At 56.5% G+C, this 21,572-nt stretch carries 18 protein-coding genes; 13 read left to right on the top strand and 5 right to left on the bottom strand.

The window, feature by feature from the left end:
* Positions 1-206: 206 nt before the first annotated feature.
* Entirely contained in the window at positions 207-995 is a 789-nt protein-coding gene (locus ACAM29_RS14950; protein WP_369624591.1) for a TIGR00266 family protein, read from the bottom strand.
* Positions 996-1,153: 158 nt separating this feature from the next.
* Between ACAM29_RS14950 and ACAM29_RS14955 the strand changes: the two genes are divergently transcribed.
* The 8 genes from ACAM29_RS14955 (at position 1,154) to astB (ending at position 9,349) form a co-directional block, all read left to right on the top strand.
* Positions 1,154-2,053 carry a DUF1853 family protein gene (locus ACAM29_RS14955; RefSeq protein WP_369624592.1) on the top strand — a complete coding sequence of 300 codons (900 nt, stop codon included), beginning with the start codon at positions 1,154-1,156 and terminating at the stop codon, positions 2,051-2,053.
* Positions 2,054-2,196: 143 nt separating this feature from the next.
* Entirely contained in the window at positions 2,197-2,538 is a 342-nt protein-coding gene (locus ACAM29_RS14960) for a hypothetical protein (RefSeq protein ID WP_369624593.1), read from the top strand.
* A gap of 78 nt (positions 2,539-2,616) precedes the next feature.
* Positions 2,617-3,156 carry a DUF411 domain-containing protein gene (locus ACAM29_RS14965; protein ID WP_369624594.1) on the top strand — a complete coding sequence of 180 codons (540 nt, stop codon included), beginning with the start codon at positions 2,617-2,619 and terminating at the stop codon, positions 3,154-3,156.
* Positions 3,157-3,262: 106 nt separating this feature from the next.
* Positions 3,263-4,510: an EAL and HDOD domain-containing protein gene (locus ACAM29_RS14970; protein WP_254775052.1), complete on the top strand. Its 1,248-nt coding sequence runs from the start codon at positions 3,263-3,265 to the stop codon at positions 4,508-4,510.
* A complete protein-coding gene (locus ACAM29_RS14975) occupies positions 4,507-5,262 on the top strand; it encodes a sulfite exporter TauE/SafE family protein (RefSeq protein ID WP_354411507.1) in 756 nt (251 codons plus the stop codon). Before ACAM29_RS14970 ends, ACAM29_RS14975 begins: the two co-directional genes overlap by 4 nt.
* A 63-nt stretch (positions 5,263-5,325) precedes the next feature.
* Positions 5,326-6,546 (top strand): hydrolase, encoded by a 1,221-nt coding sequence (locus tag ACAM29_RS14980; protein WP_369624595.1) that lies wholly within the window; start codon positions 5,326-5,328, stop codon positions 6,544-6,546.
* A gap of 2 nt (positions 6,547-6,548) precedes the next feature.
* Complete coding sequence (gene astD / locus ACAM29_RS14985; protein ID WP_369624596.1) at positions 6,549-8,027, top strand: succinylglutamate-semialdehyde dehydrogenase; 1,479 nt, start codon at positions 6,549-6,551, stop codon at positions 8,025-8,027.
* Complete coding sequence (astB, locus tag ACAM29_RS14990) at positions 8,024-9,349, top strand: N-succinylarginine dihydrolase (protein WP_369624597.1); 1,326 nt, start codon at positions 8,024-8,026, stop codon at positions 9,347-9,349. Before astD ends, astB begins: the two co-directional genes overlap by 4 nt.
* 4 nt (positions 9,350-9,353) lie before the next feature.
* Here astB and uvrD read toward each other — a convergent pair whose 3' ends face one another.
* The 3 genes from uvrD to ACAM29_RS15005 all read right to left on the bottom strand — a co-directional run bounded on the left by uvrD (position 9,354) and on the right by ACAM29_RS15005 (position 12,924).
* Positions 9,354-11,564, bottom strand: coding sequence for a DNA helicase II (gene uvrD / locus ACAM29_RS14995; protein ID WP_369624598.1), 2,211 nt, complete (start codon positions 11,562-11,564; stop codon positions 9,354-9,356).
* A gap of 103 nt (positions 11,565-11,667) precedes the next feature.
* Positions 11,668-12,639 carry a homoserine kinase gene (locus ACAM29_RS15000; protein ID WP_369624599.1) on the bottom strand — a complete coding sequence of 324 codons (972 nt, stop codon included), beginning with the start codon at positions 12,637-12,639 and terminating at the stop codon, positions 11,668-11,670.
* Positions 12,640-12,645: 6 nt separating this feature from the next.
* Positions 12,646-12,924, bottom strand: coding sequence for a DUF2782 domain-containing protein (locus ACAM29_RS15005; RefSeq protein WP_369624600.1), 279 nt, complete (start codon positions 12,922-12,924; stop codon positions 12,646-12,648).
* A gap of 99 nt (positions 12,925-13,023) precedes the next feature.
* On the opposite strand from ACAM29_RS15005, the gene polA reads away from it, so the two are divergent.
* Complete coding sequence (gene polA / locus ACAM29_RS15010) at positions 13,024-15,768, top strand: DNA polymerase I (RefSeq protein WP_369624601.1); 2,745 nt, start codon at positions 13,024-13,026, stop codon at positions 15,766-15,768.
* Between the two features lie 166 nt (positions 15,769-15,934).
* On the opposite strand, the gene yihA is transcribed toward polA, so the two are convergent.
* The gene (yihA, locus tag ACAM29_RS15015; RefSeq protein WP_369624602.1) at positions 15,935-16,606 is read right to left on the bottom strand and encodes a ribosome biogenesis GTP-binding protein YihA/YsxC; all 672 of its coding nucleotides are present in this window, start codon (positions 16,604-16,606) and stop codon (positions 15,935-15,937) included.
* Between the two features lie 203 nt (positions 16,607-16,809).
* On the opposite strand from yihA, the gene ACAM29_RS15020 reads away from it, so the two are divergent.
* The 4 genes from ACAM29_RS15020 (at position 16,810) to ubiB (ending at position 21,521) form a co-directional block, all read left to right on the top strand.
* Positions 16,810-17,412 (top strand): cytochrome c, encoded by a 603-nt coding sequence (locus ACAM29_RS15020; RefSeq protein ID WP_206837934.1) that lies wholly within the window; start codon positions 16,810-16,812, stop codon positions 17,410-17,412.
* A gap of 125 nt (positions 17,413-17,537) precedes the next feature.
* Positions 17,538-18,161, top strand: a complete 624-nt coding sequence (locus tag ACAM29_RS15025; protein WP_091827466.1) for a thiol:disulfide interchange protein DsbA/DsbL — start codon at positions 17,538-17,540, stop codon at positions 18,159-18,161.
* 122 nt (positions 18,162-18,283) lie between these two features.
* A complete protein-coding gene (locus ACAM29_RS15030; RefSeq protein WP_369624603.1) occupies positions 18,284-19,852 on the top strand; it encodes a GGDEF domain-containing protein in 1,569 nt (522 codons plus the stop codon).
* 37 nt (positions 19,853-19,889) lie between these two features.
* Entirely contained in the window at positions 19,890-21,521 is a 1,632-nt protein-coding gene (gene ubiB / locus ACAM29_RS15035; RefSeq protein WP_369624604.1) for a ubiquinone biosynthesis regulatory protein kinase UbiB, read from the top strand.
* Positions 21,522-21,572 lie beyond the last annotated feature (51 nt).

Consider the following 21,572-nt stretch of genomic DNA (forward strand, 5'->3'; position numbering starts at 1 on the left):
ACGCAGTAAATGGCAGGCGCAGGTTCGTATCAAGGGGCACAAGCCACAGGCCAAGTCATTCACACTCAGATCAGATGCGGTGGCTTGGGCAGGTCACCAATTCCTGCGATGACCGATTCCTGCCCATTGAGTTGAGTGGTGACGAAGCCTACCGGGTATCGGGTGGTAGGCGAGTTTGTGTGTGTTCTGGATCAATAAAGATCTAGTCAACGCCCGCCAATCATCCGCCCGATACCGCCCAGCACCGAGCCTTCGCCCTGGTCCTTGCCGTCGTTGGATGGGGCGTGGGCCAGAATTCGGTCTGCCATGCGTGAGAACGGCAAGCTTTGCAGCCAGACAGTGCCGGTGCCTTTGAGCGTGGCCAGAAACAATCCCTCACCGCCAAACACCATCGATTTCAGGTTGCCGGCGCGCTGGATGTCGTAGTCGATCCCTTCTGTGAACCCGACCAGACAACCGGTATCCACGCGCAGGGTTTCGCCGTTCAGTTTCTTTTCCACCACGGTGCCGCCAGCTTGAATGAAGGCCATGCCATCGCCTTCCAGCTTCTGCAGGATAAAACCTTCACCACCGAAAAAGCCGGCGCCGATGCGACGGTTGAAGGTTATGCTGATGCGGGTGCCCAGCGCGGCACAGAGGAAGGCATCCTTCTGGCAGATCACCTTTTCGCCCAGCTGTGCCATGTTAAGAGGCACGATGTTGCCCGGATAAGGCGCGGCAAAGGCTACCCGGCGTTTGTGGCTGCCTCGGTTGCTGAAGTGAGTGGTGAATATCGATTCGCCGGTGAACACGCGCTTGCCGGCGGAAAACAGCTTGCCCATCAGGCCCTCGTCGGGATTGGAACCATCGCCCATTTTGGTTTCAAAAGCGATGTCCTCTTCCATATAGGTCATGGCACCAGCTTCGGCGATGACGGCTTCGCCCGGGTCCAATTCCACTTCAACCAGCTGCATCTCCGAGCCGATCAGCTCGTAATCCACTTCATGGCAACGCATGGCACTTTCTCCTGTCGATTTGCTCCGTGTTGTTGTGAATGAGTATAACGGAAAGCACCCTGCTGCCGCTCGTCGCGCAATATGAAGGTCAAGTTCCGAAACCTCAAGCCATATGGGCTATGATGCCGAATACCGGGTTCAGGTCAGTGGAGAGGGTGATGTACAGGGCAAATGAAATTGAATACCTGCCGCGAAGCCTGCGTCATTTGTACTGGCTCTGTCAGGCGCCATCATTGGTGAGGCATGAGCGGGTATTTGACCTGACAGCAGCGCTGCCACAGGACTACAGGCTGCGGATTGATCGTCTGGCACATTGTCCCGATGTGCTGCAGCAGCTGAATATGGCGGCAGAGCTGCGCCTTGGCCTGTACTTTGAGCAGCTGTATGCCTGCCTGATGACCCATGTATTGGGTTGGGAACTGCTGGGGCACAATCTTCAGGTGCGTGAGCAGGGTCGTACCCTGGGCGAGTTGGACTTTCTGCTGCGCAATCCGCTCAGCGGTGAAGTTGAGCATCACGAAATCGCGGTGAAATTCTATCTGGCGGCCGGTGCTGATGACTCGCACTGGTACGGCCCCAACAGCCGTGACCGGCTGGATCTGAAAACCGAGCGCTTGCTTGGTCATCAGGTAAAGATGGCTGAACAGCCCGCCAGCCGGGCTATGCTGGCTGAAAAAGGGCTGCCGCAGTCGGCTCGATCACGGGTGTTGATGCCGGGATATCTGTTTTATCCAGCCGGGCAGAGTGCGTTGCCGCTGCCGCCGAATGTGTCGGAGAACCACTTGCGTGGCGACTGGCTGCGAGCATCGCAGGTAAGTGAATTACGGCTGGAAACCAGTGTGCAGCTGAACAAGCCTGACTGGCTGGGGCCCTGGCACCAGACATGTCACCCGGATGGAATGCTGGCGCATGCGCAGGCCTCTCGAATTGCCTCCGGAGGCCCACCAAAGCTGTTTGCACAGTTGGGGCAGGATGGAAATAACGGTGTATGGCACGAGACAAAGCGTTTTTTTCTGGTGCCGGATGAATGGCCTTATACCAGCATGGATAAAGCTTAGTACCAGTGGTTCTGTCAGCAGCATTGAACCCGCTTCTGCTTGTGGGTACCTTAAGCGTTTAGCTTTCAATTGACGAACCCGACGTGTTTCAGACCCGCACTGACCTTTTTGACTCCCATCGCCCTCAGGCCCTTGTGGTTCTGATGCTGATGGCTGTTCTGGTGCTGCAGCTGTTTAGTCTGGTTCAGGCGTCCCTCCCCGCTGAACATCATGCCGTCAGTAGTCACTGCATGGCTCAGATGAACACTGCGCATCAACCTTCGGGTAGCAGCTGTCATCTGGAGCAGCCTCACGAAGTAGCCTGTTGCGACAGTTTTCAAGCTGACTGCGCCGATCACTGTGCTCAGGGCAGTGCACTGGTACTAAACAGCCAAATGGTGCTGTTGCGACCGACCGCAGTGCACCGCCCTATCGATCTGTTACAGCTACCGGATGCACCGGTTTTCTCCCGCTATGAGCCACCCAGACCCCGCACATTGGTCTGAAGTGTGTTCAGGGAGCCTGGCTCCCTCCCCTTGAAACAGCATTGTGCGGCCTGATCGTTCGCACAGAGGAGAAATTCCATGTCCCTTTATCGTACTGGCCTTGTGGCCCTTTCGTTAGTTGTATCTACCGCTTTGCTGAGTGCCTGCAGCGATTCTCAGGCAACTTCAGAAGCACCGAAGCCGGCAACACAGACAACGGCCCAGCAAGCCAGCGTTGATGCCATGAACCTGCGTGTCTACAAGAGCCCTACCTGTGGTTGCTGTGTGGACTGGATTGACCATGTCGAAGATGCAGGCTTCCATTCGGTGACCCATCACCCAGATAACCTGACCCAACTGAAGCTGGATATGGGTTTGCAGGGGCAGTATCACTCCTGTCACACCGCTGTATCCGAGCAAGGCTATCTGTTTGAAGGCCATGTGCCGGCGAAGCTGATGCAAGACTTTCTGGAGCAGCCGCCCGCCGATGCTTTGGGGCTGGCGGTACCGGGCATGCCGATGGGCAGTCCAGGTATGGAGGTTGATGATCGCTTCAGCCCGTATCAGGTGCTGCTGGTGAAGAAAGATGGCAGCTACGAGGTTTACGCAACCATCGAAGAGCAAGCTGATCAGTACTGATCCAATACAATGTAACCTTGTAAGGCTCTGTTCTCGGCGAGGGTGAGTGGCTATACTCTAACCCTCGTTTGAAAACAAGCAGAAACAGACCAACAAGGAGTCAACAGTGGCGTCGACCGGCTCTCAAATCATGGCAGATGAACAGCAGCTCCAGGTATTAATGGCGCGACAGCCGATTTATACCAAGAGCCAGGATGTGGTCGCCTTTGAGTTGCTGTTCCGTGATACGGATGGCAATTTCGTTGAAGGTCTGAAGGATGAAGATGCCACGCTCGGTGTGTTGCTGGGTACTTACTCCAGTATCACCAAGGGCGGTGCGGTTCAGTCACTGCCCTGTTTCCTCAAGGTGACGGACAGCTTCCTGCTCAATAATGATGTGCCCGAATTGCCGAAGCAGAATTTTGTGCTGGAAATTCTGGGCCACTCGGACGTAACGCCCGAGTTCATTGCCCGAGTGAAGGGACTGGCGCAGCAGGGCTACCGACTGGCTTTGGCGGATTACGACCCGCGAGACCCCAAGTTCGAGCCACTGTTGAACATCGTTCATGTACTGAAGCTGGATATTCAGCTGCTGGGGCTGGATAACATTCCTGCGTTGTTGCAGCGCCTGCGAACCTATCAGCTTGAGCTGCTGGCCGACAAGGTGGAGACTCAGGAAGAGTTTCGTCGCTGTCTGGAGATGGGCTTTGCCCTCTATATGGGCTATTTCCTCAGCAAGCCCGAGGCGGTCAAAGGCAAGAAAATCACCGGTAACAAGGTGGTTCTGCTGGAGTTGCTCACCGAAATGCAGCGTCCCAGCGCCACGGCACAGTCCATCGAACAGATTGCCCTGCATGATCCGGCGCTGACCTATCGGATTCTGAGGGTGGTCAACTCCGCTGCCTTCAATCTCAAACGTGAAATCAGCTCGCTCTCCCACGCCATCTCCCTGCTCGGTATCGATCAGATCAAACGCTGGGTGATGCTGTTCCTGACCAGCACCGATAAAACCAAGCCGGACGAGCTGACGCGCAACATGCTGGTGCGTGGCCGTTTTTGCGAGCTGCTGGCCGAGATGCTGGGGCGAAATGAGCCGATCAACCATTTCATCGTAGGCCTGCTGTCACAGCTGGATGTATTGCTGGACATGGAAATGGAAGATCTTCTGTCTCAGGTCCCCCTGCAGCAGGATATGAAAGATGCTCTGGTTGGCCGCAGAGGCTCATGCGGTGAGCTGCTGCAGCAGGTTGAACATTATGAAAGGGGTGAGTTTGAGCAGCTCAGCCGGGAGTTGGACAAGCCCTTCTATGAGGTGGCCTATCGCCACAGCCTGAACTGGGCACAGCAGGTGATGCTGGCCATGCAGCAGGCGTGATCGGCTGGCTACCGCCTGAACTGGTGGCGCTGGATGCTGTTTGGCTGATCCTGACCGCCGGCTTTACCTCCCTTATGACCGCGACCCTTGGTATTGGTGGCGGTGTTTTGCTGCTGGTTGCGATGGCACAGATTGTACCGATCGCCGCACTGATCCCCGTGCATGGCCTGGTTCAGCTTGGCTCCAATGGCAACCGTGCCCTGATGACTCGTCAGCATATTGATTGGCCTCTGTGTGGCCGATTTCTGCTCGGTGCTCTGATTGGCGCAGGGCTCGCATCACTGGTTGTGGTACAGTTGCCGTTGCAGGTGATTCAGCTGGCAGTGGCCGGTTTCATTCTGTGGATGGTGTGGGGGCCAAAGCCGGCTATGCGCACATTGACACCCTTGCGCACCCTGCTGGCCGGTTCATTAACCACTTTTGTCTCCATGTTCGTCGGGGCCAGCGGTCCACTGGTCGCTGCGTTCGTGCACCGTCACAGCCATGACAAGATGCAGACCGTTGCCACCTTTGCCGCGGCGATGACTGGTCAGCACCTGCTCAAGGGTGTGGTGTTCTCCTTTATTGGCTTTTCCTTTATCGACTGGTTGCCACTGATCGGCCTGATGATTCTCAGTGGTATGCTGGGCACCTGGATCGGGCTTAACCTGCTGCAGAAAGTCAGCTCGGTCTGGTTCAACCGCCTGTTCCGCATCATCGTCACTGTGTTGGCATTGCGTCTGCTGTGGCAGGCACTGCAACCCCTTATCTAAACGAACTGGCATCCCCTTTCGGCCTGACCGATACTGAAACCGTGCAACGGAATCGGAGGTCGTGTGCGGCAATCCTATTACCACTGGTTACCCGATCAGCAGGCGCTGATGCTGGAACAGACAATTGCGCTGGCCGAAATCAATTCGGGTACGTTCAATGTCACGGGCGTTAATGCCGTCGCTGACAGGCTCGCTGAACTGGCCGCTGGGTTGAATGCCGTGGTGCAGCGGATCGATCTGCCGCATTACCGTCAGCTCACGGACAAGGCCGAATGGCAGGAGCAACCACTGGGACAGGCGCTGCAGCTGCAAAAACATCCAGATGCGCCGCTGCAGCTGTTGTTGATGGGACACCTGGATACGGTCTACGGCGTTGACCATCCCTTCCAGCAGATACGCTGGCTTGATGCAGAGCGCCTCAACGGCCCCGGGGTAACCGATATGAAAGGTGGCCTGGTGGTAGCACTGCATGCTCTGACGGCGCTGGAAGCCTCGCCGCTGGCGGGCAAAATTGGCTGGCGATGGCTGCTTAACCCGGATGAAGAGATCGGCTCGCCCTGCTCTGCTGAACTGATTGCGAGCTGTGCGGCAGAGGCTGACCTGGGGCTGGTGTTTGAACCGGCATTGGCCGATGGTTCTCTCGCCGGCGCGCGCAAGGGCAGTGGCAATTTCAGTGTGCGTGTAACAGGACGTGCTGCCCACGCGGGGCGCGAACATCACCTGGGTCGTAACGCGATCCGGGCGTTGTGCGATTTCATCAGTGCGCTGGATGATCTTAACGGTCAGCGAAGAGGGGTGACCATCAACCCCGGCTATATTCATGGAGGTGGTGCAGTCAACGTGGTGCCCGATCGGGCGATGGCGCGTTTCAATATACGTATTGAACAGCCTGAAGATGAGCTCTGGTGCCTGCAGCATCTTGAGCAGTTACAACAGCGAATCCTCCGGCAGGAGGGTATTCAAATTGAGCTGGACGGTGGTTTTGGACGCAAGCCCAAACCGTTTGGGCCGCACCTGCGTTTGTTTGAACGCCTGCGCCAGGTAGGCCAAGGGTTGGGCACCAAGCTGAACTGGCTGCCCAGTGGAGGCTGCTGCGATGGCAATAATCTGGCCGCTGCAGGAGTGGCTAACATTGATACGCTGGGAGTGTGTGGTGGCTCAATCCATTCCAGCGATGAATTTCTGCTGGTTGGCAGTCTTTCAGAGCGCGCCCGACTGACAGCCGCGTTGTTGTTCGAACTGGCCCAGGATGACCCGGCGCAGTGGCGCCGTAAACGGAGGTAAGCATGCTGGATCTGCTGATCAACGGCATCTGGGTGACCGGTGAAGGTACGCCACTGGTTTCCATCAATCCAGTGAATGGCGAGCGGCTCTGGAGTGGCCAAAGTGCCAGTCTGGAACAGGTTGACCGGGCGTTGTCTGCTGCGAGGCGGGCGGCGCCGGACTGGGGTGGGCTGGGGTTTGATCTGCGTCGACAGCTGGTCGAACGTTATACAGACCTGCTGCAGCAGGAAGCCGAACCAATGGCGATTTGTATCGCGGAAGAAACCGGCAAGCCGTTGTGGGAGGCACGTACCGAAGTTACCAGCATGATCGGCAAAACTGCTCTGTCAATCCGGGCATATTCAGAACGCACCGGTTGCCATATCAGCGAACAGAATGGTATTCGCACAGCCGTGCGTCACAAGCCACATGGCGTGCTGGCGGTGTTTGGACCCTACAACTTTCCCGGTCACCTGCCCAATGGTCATATCGTACCGGCCCTGCTGGCGGGCAATACACTGCTGTTTAAGCCCAGTGAACAGACCCCACTGGTGAGCCGTCACATGGTTCAACTGTGGCAACGAGCCGGACTGCCGCACGGCGTGCTCAACCTGTTACAGGGCGGCGCGGAAGTCGGGCAGGCGTTGGCGGCCAGTGAGCAGCTTGACGGTATCTGTTTTACCGGCAGTTCGGCCACGGGAGAGCGCTTGCATCAGCAGTTTGGCAACCGCCCCGGCAAACTGCTGGCGCTGGAGATGGGAGGGAATAATCCGCTCGTAGTGCGGTCTGTGGATAATATTGAGGCAGCGCTGTTCTGTGTTATCCAGTCAGCCTTTTTAAGCAGTGGGCAGCGTTGCAGTTGTGCGCGCCGTCTGCTGATACCTGTGGGTAATTGGGGCGATGAGTTTATCAACAGGTTGGTTGAAGCGGTGGGCAGGCTGACAGTGGATGCCCCCTTTGCTGATCCACAGCCGTTCATGGGCAGCCTGATTTCGCCTGAAGCTGTGGATAACCTGCTGGCTGCACAGCTGCGGCTGCAGTCGATGGGGGCTGAAGTGGTGTTGGCGATGCAATCCGTGCGTGAAGGCAGTGCTTTGCTGACGCCGGGATTGATTGATGTGACCGAACTGGGTGCGCGGGCGCCTGATGAGGAGTACTTTGGTCCTCTGCTGCAACTGATTCGCTACCAGGATTTTGATCAGGCCATTACCCTGGCCAATCGTACCCGATATGGCCTCAGTGCTGGGCTGATCAGTGACAGTGAGGCAGAGTTTGACCACTTTCACCGCCATATTCGCGCCGGTGTGGTGAACTGGAACAGGCCTTTGACCGGGGCATCCGGTGCACTGCCTTTTGGCGGCATCGGTGCCAGCGGTAACCACCGCCCCGGTGCCTGGTATGCGGCGGATTACTGTGCCTACCCCGTGGCTGGGTTGGAAAGTGCACGGCTTGAGCTGCCACAGAGCCTGCCACCGGGCATGGTATTGGGAGCGAAGGGATGAAGGCGGTAGAGGTCAATTTTGATGGTCTTGTAGGGCCTACCCACAACTACAGCGGATTGGCGCCGGGCAATCTGGCTTCGGTCCGTAATCGTGACCAGATCTCGAATCCAAGGGCAGCGGCCTTGCAGGGGCTGGCCAAGATGAAACGGCTGCATGATTTGGGGCTGACGCAGGGGGTGCTGCCGCCGCAACCCAGGCCGGAGCCTGCATTGCTGCGTCGGCTGGGCTTTGCCGGCTCGGATTCACAGGTGTTGTCTCGCGCTGCAGTCGAGGCTCCTTGGCTACTTTCAGCTGCCTGTTCCGCCTCTTCCATGTGGACAGCAAACGCGGCGACCGTGTCACCGGCGGCTGATACAGCGGACAGGCGTGTGCACTTTACACCAGCCAATCTGGTCTCTCAGCTTCATCGCAGCATGGAAAGCGCGATGACAGGAGAAATTCTGCGGCGGGTTTTCCACAACGAGCAGTTTTTTTGTGTCCACAACGCGCTGCCGGCCAGCTCGGCACTCGGTGACGAAGGTGGTGCCAATCACAATCGGTTATGCACAGGTTATTCCGATCCGGGTGTTGCTCTGTTTGTCTATGGCCGCAGCCGGCAGCAGTCAGGACTGCACCGCTTCCCTGCGCGTCAAACCCTTGAAGCCAGTGAGGCGGTGGCACGTCAGCATGGGCTGAATCCGGTACGGGTTATTTATGCACAACAGCAACCTGACGCCATCGATGCCGGTGTTTTCCACAATGATGTTATTGCAGTCGCCAATCGTAACCTGCTGTTCTGTCACGAAGGCGCTTTTGTAGATCAGACACAGGTGATTGGTCGCTTGAGCCATGCACTCGATGGCAAGCTGAATCTGATTCAGGTGAGTGAGCAGGAAGTGGCGCTGCAGGCAGCAGTGCAGAGCTATCTGTTCAACAGCCAGCTGTTGACCCTTTCAGGGGGCCATACCTTGCTGCTGGTACCACTGGAATGTCGCGAAAACGAACAGGTCTGGCATTACCTGCAAACATTGCTGAAAGCACGCAAAGGGATCGATGCGGTGGAAGTGATAGATCTGCGCCAGAGCATGCGCAATGGTGGCGGTCCGGCCTGCCTGCGGCTAAGGGTGGTGCTGGAGTCTGAAGCTCTGGAAGCCTGCCATCAGGGAGTTCTGTTCAGCGATCAACTATATGCGCAGCTGATCGACTGGGTTGAGCGCCATTACCGTGATCGGCTGGTACCCTCCGAGCTGGCCGACCCGGCACTGCTGGATGAGTCGCGCGCCGCTCTGGATGAGCTGACGCGCATTCTGCAGTTGGATAGTCTCTACCCGTTCCAGCATTGACGTTTTACAAGGGTTGCAGGTTGGCAAAACCCACCACCAGCCACTTGCTGCCGGCTTCTTCGAAGTTGACCTGTACCCGTGCCTTGGGGCCACTGCCCTCGAAGTTGGTCACCATGCCTGCGCCGAATTTGGCGTGCATTACTGCTTGCCCCAAGCGCAGATCGGTACTGGGGATCTCGGCGCTGGACAGCGAGCTGCCACCCCCGAACAGGCTGCTCTCTGAATCGTACCCGCTGCTGTAGGGACGGCGTACTGTGGCGTTGAGGCGTACCTCTTCGATATGCTCTGCCGGTATCTCGTTGATGAAGCGCGATACGCGGTTAAAGGTTTCCTTGCCGTGCAGGCGGCGTGATTCAGCGTAGGTCATGTACAGCTTCTGCATGGCGCGGGTGATGCCCACGTAGCAGAGGCGGCGTTCCTCCTCCAGCCTGCCCGGTTCTTCCGCCGACATGCTGTGCGGGAACAGACCCTCCTCCATGCCCGCCAGGAACACCAGCGGGAACTCCAGCCCCTTGGCGGAGTGCAGCGTCATCAGCTGTACACTGTCGGTGTGCACATCGGCCTGGGCTTCACCGGCATCCAGTGCCGCCTGGTCCAAGAATGCCGCCAGCGGTGAATTGAAGCCCTCTTCGTTGTCTTCCTGCCACTGGCCGGCAAACTGGCGGGCGGCGTTGACCAGCTCCTCAAGGTTTTCGATACGGGACTGGCCTTTTTCGCCCTTCTCTTTTTCGTGGTGTTCAATCAGGCCGGAATGCTGCACCACATGCTCGGTCTGTTCGTGCAACTCGGTACCACGAGTACCAGCATCCAGCTGATTGATCAGATCAATGAACGCCTGCAGCGCATTGCTGGCGCGGGCCGGCAGGGTCTTCAGCTCAGTGATTTCATTGGCGGCCCGCCACATGGAAACGTTCTCGCCTCGGGCGTGTTCGCGAATCGCCTCGATGGTGCGGGTACCGATACCGCGGGTGGGAACATTGATCACTCGCTCCATGGCGGTATCGTCATCGCGGTTGGCCAGCAGACGCAGATAAGCCAGTGCGTTCTTGATCTCCAGCCGGTCATAGAAGCGTTGGCCACCGTAGATTCGATAGGGCATGCCCGCTCGGATCAGCATCTCCTCCAGCACCCGCGACTGGGCGTTGGAGCGGTATAGAATGGCCGATTCATCTCGGCGGTTGCCCTCCTCCACCCACTTCTGGATCTGGTCAACGATGAAGCGTGCCTCGTCCTGCTCGTTGAATGCGCTGTAGAGCGATATCGGCTCACCATCGCCAAGCTCGGTCCACAGCTCTTTGCCCAGGCGGCCGAAGTTGTTCTGGATCACGGCGTTGGCGGCGCCGAGAATGGTGCCGGTGGAGCGGTAGTTCTGCTCCAGACGGATGGTTTCGGTACCCGGGAAGTGTTGCTCAAGATGCTGGATGTTCTCGATGCGAGCACCGCGCCAGCCGTAGATCGACTGGTCATCGTCGCCCACGGCCATCAGCTTGTTCTCGCCCTCGCACAGCAGGCGCAGCCAGGCGTACTGAATGGCGTTGGTATCCTGAAACTCGTCCACCAGCACATAGCGGAAACGTTCGCGGTAGTGCTTGAGCAGCTGGGGTGCGCGGTCGCGCAGCAGTTCCAGTGCCCGCAGCAACAATTCGCCAAAATCGATCATGCCGCCTCGTTCACAGGCCTCTTCGTAGGCTTCATAGACCCGAATCATCATCGCCTGGAACGGATCGCCCGTCCGCTCAATGTGGGCGCTGCGCAGGCCTTCGTCCTTCTGGCCATTAATGAACCATTGAAACTGACGTGCCGGCCAGCGACTGTCATCCAGATTCATCTCCTTGCACAGACGCTTGATCAGGCGCAGCTGGTCGTCGCTGTCCATGATCTGGAAGTTGTCGCGCAGTCCGGCATCGCGCCAGTGGGCACGCAGCAGGCGATGTGCCAGACCGTGGAAGGTGCCCACCCACATGCCCTGGGTGTTGATTCCCAGCAGGTGCTCGATTCGCCCGCGCATCTCCCGTGCCGCCTTGTTGGTAAAGGTCACCGCCATGATTGAATAGGGTGACAGGCCTTCGGTCTCGATCAGCCAGGCGATGCGGTGCACCAGTACCCGCGTCTTGCCGGAGCCGGCACCTGCCAGAACCAGCAGGTTGTTCAGATCAGCGGTAACCGCCTGCCGCTGGGCGTCGTTGAGCGAATCGATGATGTGTGTAACGTCCATGGGCCCTGCCGAGTTGAAATCAGATGAATCGAGGTGGAAAGACTGCAGTATACCAGCCCGGACGACTTGGCCTGAAGCCAACAGCCGATCCGGGCCGGAACCGTCAGATTGAGGCGGGTGTTTCGATACGTGCCAGCAGGGTACGACGGAACTCGTCCGGGTCTTTCAGTTTGGTGCTGATGCCACTGCGTGAAGCTTGCTCAACTCCGAGCCAAGGTATTAGCCGCGACAGCCAAAACCGCATGGCAGCAGTGCGAACCAGTGTCGGCCAGGCGGCGACTTCTTCATCAGTAAACGGGCGCACACTGGCATAGGCCTGGAGCAGTGCCTGCTCCCGTGCCGGATCAGCCTGCCCCTGTGCATCGGTACACCAGTCGTTGGCGACAATGGCCAGGTCAAACAGCAGGAAAGCGGTTGCCGCGTTGTAGATATCGAGAATCGCTTCCAGATGGCCGCTACGGAACAGAGCGTTGTCATGGAACAGGTCACCGTGAATGGTACCCAGCGGCAAGCCGAAGGGTTTTTCTCGCAACTGGTCGAACAGGGCTACTTCCTGCTGCAGCAGCTCGGCATCTTCGGGTGTGAGCAGGTGACGAATGGCCTGACTCTCGCGTCGCCACCAGAACACGCCTCTCTGAGCCTGTCTGCGCAGATAGAACTCTTCGCCGGCAAGGTGGAACTGTGCCAGTGCTGTGCCGATCTCTGCACAGTGTGCCTTTGTCAGCTGTTCGCGACTGACATGATGTCCCTGGAAGCGGGGCTGGAAAAAGGCGGGTTTGGCGCATAACTGTTTCAGCGCAATACCGTTGCGATCCTTGATCGCATAGGGAACAGGTACCTGACGCGTATGCAGCCACTGGCCCAACTCGACAAAAAATGGCATCTCGTCGAAGGCCAACTCTTCGAACAGCGTCAGAACGTACTGCTGTTCGTGGCCGTCAAGGTCCAGCGTAACGAAGAAGTTGCTGTTTTCGATGCCACCTTCGATGCCTTCGAAGCTGACCAGTCTACCCAGCGCATAGTCTTCCAGCAGGGCTTCAAGTTGAGCGCGGCTGATATCGGTATATACGGCCAATGTCGGTTACCAGCGGAAGATGACCCATTTCGGAATCAGCAGCTGCGACTCCTCTACACGAATGAATTTGGAGCCATCAGCCGGCACCAGATAGTAGGGCTTGCCAACCTTGGGCACGACCTTTATTTCGCGCAGCTGGCCGTTGATGGTGTACTCGTAATAGGTGCTTTCACCATCGTGGGTGATGGTTATCTCTGGCTCGGTCAGGGCCGGGTCATCCACCACTTCTGCCTGGGCCAGAGGGGCCAGTGCCAATACTGCCGCCAGCGTCAGTTTTTTCAGCATCATTGCTTCCCAATTGGTTAGTCGGGGTCGAATTGTCTATGATTGTGGGCCTTGTCGCAGGCGCCGACAACCCCGAAACAGTTTTAAATGGATACTCCCATGAGCGAACAGCACGCCCCGGTCATTCTGGTGGATGGCTCCTCCTACCTTTATCGAGCATTTTTCGCCTCCCAGCAGGCTGATCTGCGTACAGCGGACGGTACGCCAACCGGTGCCATCAGAGTTGTGACCTCGATGCTTAAACGTCTGCTCAAGGACTATCCCGGCAGCCCCGTCGCCGTGATTTTCGATGCCAAGGGCAAAACCTTTCGCGACGAGATATATGCTGAGTATAAGTCACATCGCCCGCCCATGCCGGATGACCTGCGCGCTCAGGTGGAGCCGATCCACGCCATCATTCGGGCCATGGGACTGCCGCTGTTCGTCGAAGACGGCGTGGAAGCGGACGACGTGATCGGTACCCTGGCGCGTCAGGCCAGCGAATCCGGCCGCGCGGTGGTTATCTCCACCGGTGACAAGGATATGGCACAGCTGGTGGACGAACATGTCACCCTGATCAATACCATGAACGACAGCAAGATGGATGTGGCAGGGGTCGAGGAAAAGTTTGGTGTGCCGCCGCAGCTGGTGATCGATCTGCTGGCGCTGCAGGGGGATAAGGTAGACAACATTCCCGGTGTGCCCGGTGTGGGTGAAAAGACCGCGTTGGCACTGCTGCAAGGGATCGGCGGCATCCAGGACCTTTATGAGAACCTGGATAAAATACCCGGGCTGGGCTTCCGTGGCGCCAAGACCATGCCGAAAAAGCTGGAGGAGAATCGCGAAGCGGCGGAGCTGTCCTATCTGTTGGCTACCATCAAGACCGATGTACCGCTGCAGATCGACTTGCACGACATCACCCTGCCTGAACCTCAGCCGGAGCAGCTGCTGGAGCTGTTCAAACAGTTCGAGTTTAAGAGCTGGGTGCGTGAACTGGAAGCAGGAGATGCCGAAGAGTTGGGGGCTGAGGAGCCAGTGGCTCTGGAAGACGCCATCGAAACCGAATATGAAACGGTCCTGACGCAGGAAGCCTTCGATGCCTGGCTTGAGATGCTCAAGGCCGCGGGTGAGTTTGCCTTCGATACTGAAACCACCAGCCTGAACTACATGGAAGCTCAGCTGGTGGGTGTCTCTTTCGCGGTCGAGCCAGGCAAGGCCGCCTATGTACCGCTGGCGCACGATTACATGGGCGCTCCGGCACAGCTTGATCGCGAGGCTGTGCTGGCGCAGCTGAAGCCGCTGCTGGAAGATTCCGAGCTGAAAAAAATCGGTCAGCACATCAAATACGACATGAATGTGCTGCGCCATTATGGCATCGAGCTGCAGGGCATCGGCGCCGATACCATGCTGGAGTCCTACGTACTGAACTCCACTGCCAGCCGTCATGACATGGATACGCTGGCGGATCGTCATCTGGGCGTGACCACGACCAGCTTTGAGGATATCGCCGGCAAGGGCAAAAAACAGCTGACCTTTAACCAGATCGAGCTGGAACAGGCGGCGCCCTATGCGGCTGAAGATGCCGATATAACCTTGCGCCTGCATCATAAACTGCAACCGCAGCTGGCCGCCGAGGGTGAACTGCTCAAGGTCTTCAATGACATTGAACGCCCGCTGATCCCGGTGCTGTCACGCATGGAATATCGTGGTGCGCTGGTGGATGCCAAGATTCTGGGCGAACAGAGTCAGGAGCTGGAGAAGCGGCTGGGCGAAATAGAGAAAGACGCTTTCGAGCTGGCGGGCGAAGAGTTCAACCTCAACTCCACCAAACAACTGCAGGCGATTCTGTTCGACAAGATGGGCCTGCCAGTGAAAAAGAAAACACCGAAGGGTGCGCCGTCTACGGCCGAAGAGGTGCTGCAGGAGTTGGCGTTGGATTACCCGCTGCCCAAGCTGCTGATTGAACAGCGAGGCTTAAGCAAGCTCAAGAGTACCTACACCGACAAGCTGCCTCAGATGATCAATCCGGCCACCGGGCGTATCCATACCTCCTACCATCAGGCAGTGACGGCGACCGGACGCTTGTCCTCATCCGAGCCCAACCTGCAGAACATCCCGGTACGTACCCTTGAGGGGCGTCGTATCCGCAACGCCTTTGTTGCACCCGAGGGTTACAAAATCATTGCGGCGGACTATTCACAGATTGAACTGCGCATCATGGCGCACCTGTCCGGTGACGAGGGGCTGCTCAACGCCTTCCGACACGGCGAAGATATCCACAAGGCGACCGCCGCCGAAGTGTTCGGCATTACTGTGGACAAGGTAACGGCAGATCAGCGCCGCAGCGCCAAGGCGATCAACTTCGGCCTGATCTATGGCATGTCCGCCTTTGGTCTGGCACGGCAGTTGGGAATCGGCAACAAGGAGGCCGGTACCTATATCGAGCACTATTTTGCCACCTATCCCGGCGTACAGCGCTACATGGATGAAACTCGTGCTCAGGCCCGGGATCAGGGCTATGTAGAAACACTATTTGGTCGCCGTCTCTACCTGCCGGAGATCAACGACCGCAATCCGATGAAGCGTCAGGCCGCCGAACGTACCGCGATCAATGCACCCATGCAGGGTACGGCAGCGGACATTATCAAACGCGCTATGATCGCGGTGGATAACTGGCTGGAACAGGGTCAGATGGATGCCCGCATGATTATGCAGGTACACGATGAACTGGTGTTCGAGGTGCGTGAAAGCGAAGTGGATAACTTTATCGCGCAGGTCAAACCGCTGATGGAAGACGCCGCCGAACTGGCGGTGCCCCTGCTGGTTGAAGCCGGTGTTGGCGATAACTGGGAACAGGCGCACTGATCTTTTTTTGTACAAAAGTGAACTTTTGTCGAATCAAAGGTCTTAACTGTTGAGCCGCGGCATGAAATCCCAGTCTTGCCAGCGTGGAGTCGCGGCTCTGTCTGTCATGACATCTTGACCCCGGCAGTGGTGCTCCCCTTCCGTCTGCCGGGGTTTTTCTTGGCTGTCAGTCTGCTTTGGGTGGAATCAGCTCCACCTCATCCGGCTGCATCTCTTTCAGATCCGGCAGCAGCCAATTGTTGATCCTCTGGCGCAGCTGGTCCACACCTGACTTTTTCAGAGCCGAAAACGTCTGCACACTCACCTTGTCGCCCAACCGTTCCTTGAGTTGCTTCTGAATCTGCAACATGGTGCTCTTGGCCGGACCTCGCTTGAGTTTGTCTTCCTTGGTCAGCAGCACGTGCAGGGGGACACCGGTCGATGAGCACCAATGCACCATCATTTCGTCGAATTCCTTCATTGGATGGCGAATATCCATCACCAGTACCACACCCTGCAGGCATTCGCGGTGCTGCAGGTAGGCATCCAGATGTCGTTGCCAGTGAAGTTTCATCGCAACCGGCACCTTGGCGTAGCCGTAACCCGGCAGGTCGACCAGTCTAAGACCTTCAATATTGAGCCTGAAAAAGTTGATCAGCTGCGTACGTCCTGGGGTTTTTGAGGTGCGTGCCAGCGCGGTCTGTGCGGTCAGTGCGTTGATCGCGCTGGACTTGCCGGCATTGGAGCGGCCGGCAAAGGCAACCTCGGCACCGCTGTCGGGCGGACACTGATCGAGACGTGATGCGCTGGTCTCGAAATGAGCAAGGTTGTAATGGATAACGGGGTCAAACGTAGACATGGCGCAAGACTCGGGTGGCCACAAAGTGAACATATACGTTCCAGTTTGTGGGGATATTGGTTTATAATGCCGCCAATTTTACCCGCGAACCGAGTCTGTCTCCAGTCAGGGTAATAGTGGAAATTGGCCGTTTACTGCTGTTTTACTGCAAAATCAGCGGTAGATTAAAACACATTTCGTCAAGCAAGAGTCTGGGTTAGTCAATGAACAAACTACTGATCAGCTTACTGGTAAGCATCGGTATCACCGGCGTCGCGCATGCGGCAGGTGATGCAACTGCAGGCCAGGGCAAGACAGCCGTATGTACTGCCTGTCACAGCACCGATGGTAACAGCGTCGTGGGTAACTTCCCAAAACTGGCTGGGCAAGGTGAAAAATATCTGCTCAAGCAGATGCTCGAAATCAAAAGCGGTGTACGTTCCGTGCCGGAAATGACCGGTATGCTGGATAACCTCAATGAACAGGACTTGGCTGATATTGCGGCGTTCTTCGCCAGCAAGAAAGTTCAGCTGGGGCAGGCTGCAGCAGACCAGGTTGAAGCGGGTCAGAAAATATGGCGCGCCGGTGTTGCAGATAAGGGCGTAGCAGCCTGTACTGCCTGCCACGGCCCCAACGGCAAGGGGATTGACTCTGCGGCTTACCCGTCGCTGAGCGGCCAGCACGCCCAGTATGTTGAGTCTACGCTGAAGAAGTTTGCCAGCGGTGATCGTAACAACGATCCGGCCAACATGATGCGCGATATTGCATCCAAGATGAGCGAAGCGGAAATGAAAGCGGTTTCCCAGTACGTTCAGGGCCTGCACTAAGCGGCAGGTGTTGCGTCCAGTCTGATCAAAAAGGCAGCATAGGCTGCCTTTTTTGTTGAGCATGAAACTTATTCAGGCTTGTCGAGGTCACTATCCGACAAGATGCCAGCTCTGGGAGAATTGAAATGTTGAAAAAGCTGTTGCTGACAGCATCGCTGTCTTTGTTTGCCGCACTGTCCTGGGCTCAGGACTATCGCGAAGGTGAGCACTATTTCGCTCTGTCTCATCCGGTCAAAACGGTCGCGGATGATAAGGTAGAAGTGGTTGAGGCTTTCGGGTATGCCTGTCCTCACTGCAACACCTTTGAACCTATGTTGGCTCACTGGCGCGAACAGCAGGCTGATGATGTTGCTTTCGTTGGTCTGCCTGTGGTGTTTGGTCGCAGCTGGGAGCCGCTGGCGCGGGCCTATTATGTTGCCGAATTGAGCGATAAAGTTAAAGAAACGCACCAGCCAATGTTTGATGCAATCCACCTTCAGCGCAAGCGTTTCAGCAGTGTGGAAGCGCTGGCTGAGTTTTATGCTACCTTGGGTATTGAGAAGGAAGAGTTCACGAAGCTTTATGACTCCTTTGCCGTTAACATGAAACTCAAGCAGGGAGACTCTAAGCTGCGTGGCTATGAAATTACCGGTGTTCCGGCCATGGTTGTGAATGGCAAGTACCGTGTAAGTGCTGCTTCAGCCGGGGGGCACAAGGAAATGCTTGAGGTCGTGGATTATCTGGTTGAGCGCGAACGCTCGGCACTCTGATTCAGGTCATGCCGCAACACCAAAAACCGCCTTTTGCAGGCGGTTTTTTCGTTTCCATTCAGAAACGCAAGGTAATATGCTGTAGCTCAGAAGCGTAGATTGTCTTGTGGTGAGGAAAGTGAGTGTCTGACCAGGAAAACTGGAAGCGCAAATATACGGAGTTGACGCTCGAAGTTGAGCGGCAGCAGCAGTCTGATGCCCGTATCAAAAGTGAGCTTACTGCACTGGTCGAGCACATGGCACTGGGCCTGCAGGGCAATGGGTCTGAACTTGACAGCGAACTTGCTTCCCTTCTGGCTTCACTGAAGTCACAGAATACCGAACGTGTGGCATCGTTGTCACGTCAGGTCCGTAAAAGCGTCAAGCAACTGGATCAGGATCGGCACGGAGTCTCCGACAGCCTTGCCAAGGTGCTGCGCCGCTGGAGCCAGCAGCTGCGTCGGGTCAATAAGGTTCCTTCTGTCGATAATCTTCTGGCCAACGTTGAAAACCGTATCCCTGATGCAGTCGAGCGTCTGTACAAGCTATCTGATTTGCTGATGGACCTGGTCGAGCTGCAAAATGGCATGCTGGTGAGTAACGCAACCTCTGGTTCCCCTGAAAATGATTTTGAACTGAACGCTGATGTGGGCCAGGATATTGATATGCTCCGTGCCAGTGTCGCATCGGAGCTGCTGCAGTTGCTTGAAGCATTGCAGGTGCCGGCAGAGGGTGTTGAACGTGCTCGGAGCCTGGTATGTCAGCTTGAGGAAGGGCTGGAACTGGAGCAGCTGCCGGAGATGCTGTCCACAGTGGTTGAACTGGTACGTCTTGCAGGAGGAAACACTCAGGAAGATTTTGAAAATTACCTGCTGACGTTGAACTCCCAGCTTTCGTATGTACAACAGTTTCTGGAAGAAAGTCGAAATGATGAGGCGCAGGCGGTGCAGGCGCATCATCAGCTGGACTCGACGGTGCGTCGTGATGTACGCAATATTCATCTTACGGTGAAAGAGTCCGAGGACCTCAACCTGCTGAAGCAGAGTGTTGCCCGGCAGTTGGCCTCTATCGTGCGTACCATGGACAGCTACCGACAGCAGGAGCAGACGCGCGAAGACCGTCTGAACCGGCGTTATGATGACCTGCTGCACAAGGTGGAGCAGATGGAAGTCGAGACCTGCAAGGTCAAGGCAAGGATGAAAGAGGAGCAACTGCGTGCGCGCACGGATCCCCTGACCGGTCTGCCGAACAGAACCGCCTATGAGCAGCATCTGGAATCGGAGATGGATCGCTGGCGACGCTATCAAACACGGTTTTCCCTTGCTGTCGGAGATATCGATTTTTTCAAGAGAATCAATGATGATTTGGGGCACCTTGCTGGTGACAGAGTGTTGCGCCTTGTAACCAAGGTGTTGATGCATAATCTGCGCAGCACTGATTTTATTGCCCGTTTTGGCGGTGAAGAGTTTGTTATTCTGTTTCCCTCAACCAGTGCCGATGAGGCCTACCGTGCCACCGAAAAGTTGCGTCAGGCCATTGCCGACAGCCCCTTCAACTTCAAGGGTGAGCGGGTTGAGGTCAGTATCTCCTTTGGTGTCGCCGAAGTTGCCTCCGAAGATGACGCAGAAAATCTGTTTACACGTGCGGACCAGGCACTTTATCGAGCCAAGCAGCAGGGCCGAAACCAGACACAGCTGGCCACGACAGGGTAGAATGGAGCTTTTCGTCAACCACGGGATATCCTGAGCTGTGCGGACCGTATTGCGCTCATTGAAGATCGCCTGGATCTTCTCTTACTATCGTCTCGACACGTTTTTCAATCAGCCACTGTTGCCCTGGTATGTGAGGGCTCTGTTCTGGCTACTCCCATCCCGCTACCTTATTCCTGCACGCCACCCGCAGGCGGAACGTTTGCGCCTGGCGCTTGAGGCATTGGGGCCGGTGTTCATCAAGTTTGGTCAGATGCTGTCTACGCGTCGAGATCTGCTACCGGATGACATCGCACAGGAACTCTCAAAACTACAGGACCGGGTACCGCCTTTCTCCGGTCAGTTGGCGCAGAAGATAATCGAGCGTGAATTGAAGCGACCTGTTACGGAGATTTTCTCATCATTCAGTGTAGAGCCAATGGCATCTGCCTCGGTGGCGCAGGTACATGCGGCGACACTGAATGATGGCAAGGCGGTTGTAGTCAAGGTGATACGCCCCGGTATCAGCAGCGTTATCCGTCAAGATGTGGCGCTGCTGTATCTGCTGGCGCGGTTGATGCAGGCGATCTGGTCTGAAGGGCGCCGGCTGCGCCCTGTCGAGGTGGTGCATGAGTATGAACAGACCATTTTCGACGAACTGGATTTGCGCAAGGAAGCAGCCAACGGGTCGCAGCTGAGACGCAACTTTGATGACTCTGACATCCTGTATGTGCCCGAAATATTCTGGGATTACACCCGTCAGCAAGTTCTGGTGATGGAGCGTATACAGGGAGTCCCTGTTGCTGATGTGGCACAGCTGCGGGCGCAGGGGACTGACATGAAACTGCTGGCAGAGCGTGGCGTGGAAATCTTTTTTACGCAAGTGTTCCGTGACAGCTTTTTCCATGCCGACATGCACCCGGGCAATATTTTCGTATCACGGGATAATCCGGCCAATCCACAATATATTGCTGTGGACTTTGGCATCATCGGCTCACTCAATGCCGAGGATCAAAACTATCTGGCACGTAATATTCTCGCTTTCTTTAAGCGCGATTATCGGCAGGTTGCGCAGTTGCACATCGACTCAGGCTGGGTGCCGAGAGATACTAACGTCCATGCGTTCGAGACAGCGATCCGCAGCGTTTGTGAGCCGATTTTTGAGAAGCCGCTGAAGGATATCTCTTTTGGTATGGTGCTGCTGGGGCTGTTTCAGACCGCGCGTCGCTTCAATATGGAGGTTCAGCCGCAGCTGGTATTGTTGCAGAAGACCCTGCTTAATATTGAAGGGCTGGGGCGCCAGCTCTACCCTGACCTCGACCTTTGGCAGACCGCCAAACCGTTTCTGGAAAACTGGATGCAGCAGCGGATGGGCGTTAAGGCAGCCTATCAAAGCATCAAGCAACAGGCACCGGAATGGTTGGAAAAAATGCCCCATTTACCCCAGCTGGTGTACGACAGCCTGCAACAACTCAAACTTGGTTCCGAGAACAATGAGGGGCTGCAACTCAAGCTTCAGCAACAGCGGGTACGGGATGAACAACGTAAAAGACGTTATCTGCTGACGGGCATAACCCTGCTGGCTGTCGCGACTGTGACTGCACTGCCAGCATTGCAACAAAGCGTACAGGATTTGCCTTGGTATGCGCTGTTAGCGGCTGGCTGCGGCTGGCTGCTGATCTGGCGAGCCTGAGGCTGCTGGTTCAGGTCGTCACGATCAGTTATGCTTCGACGCTTCCAATTC

Origin of the sequence: Marinobacterium sp. BA1, assembly GCF_041155135.1 — a bacterium.
GTDB lineage: Bacteria > Pseudomonadota > Gammaproteobacteria > Pseudomonadales > Balneatricaceae > Marinobacterium > Marinobacterium iners.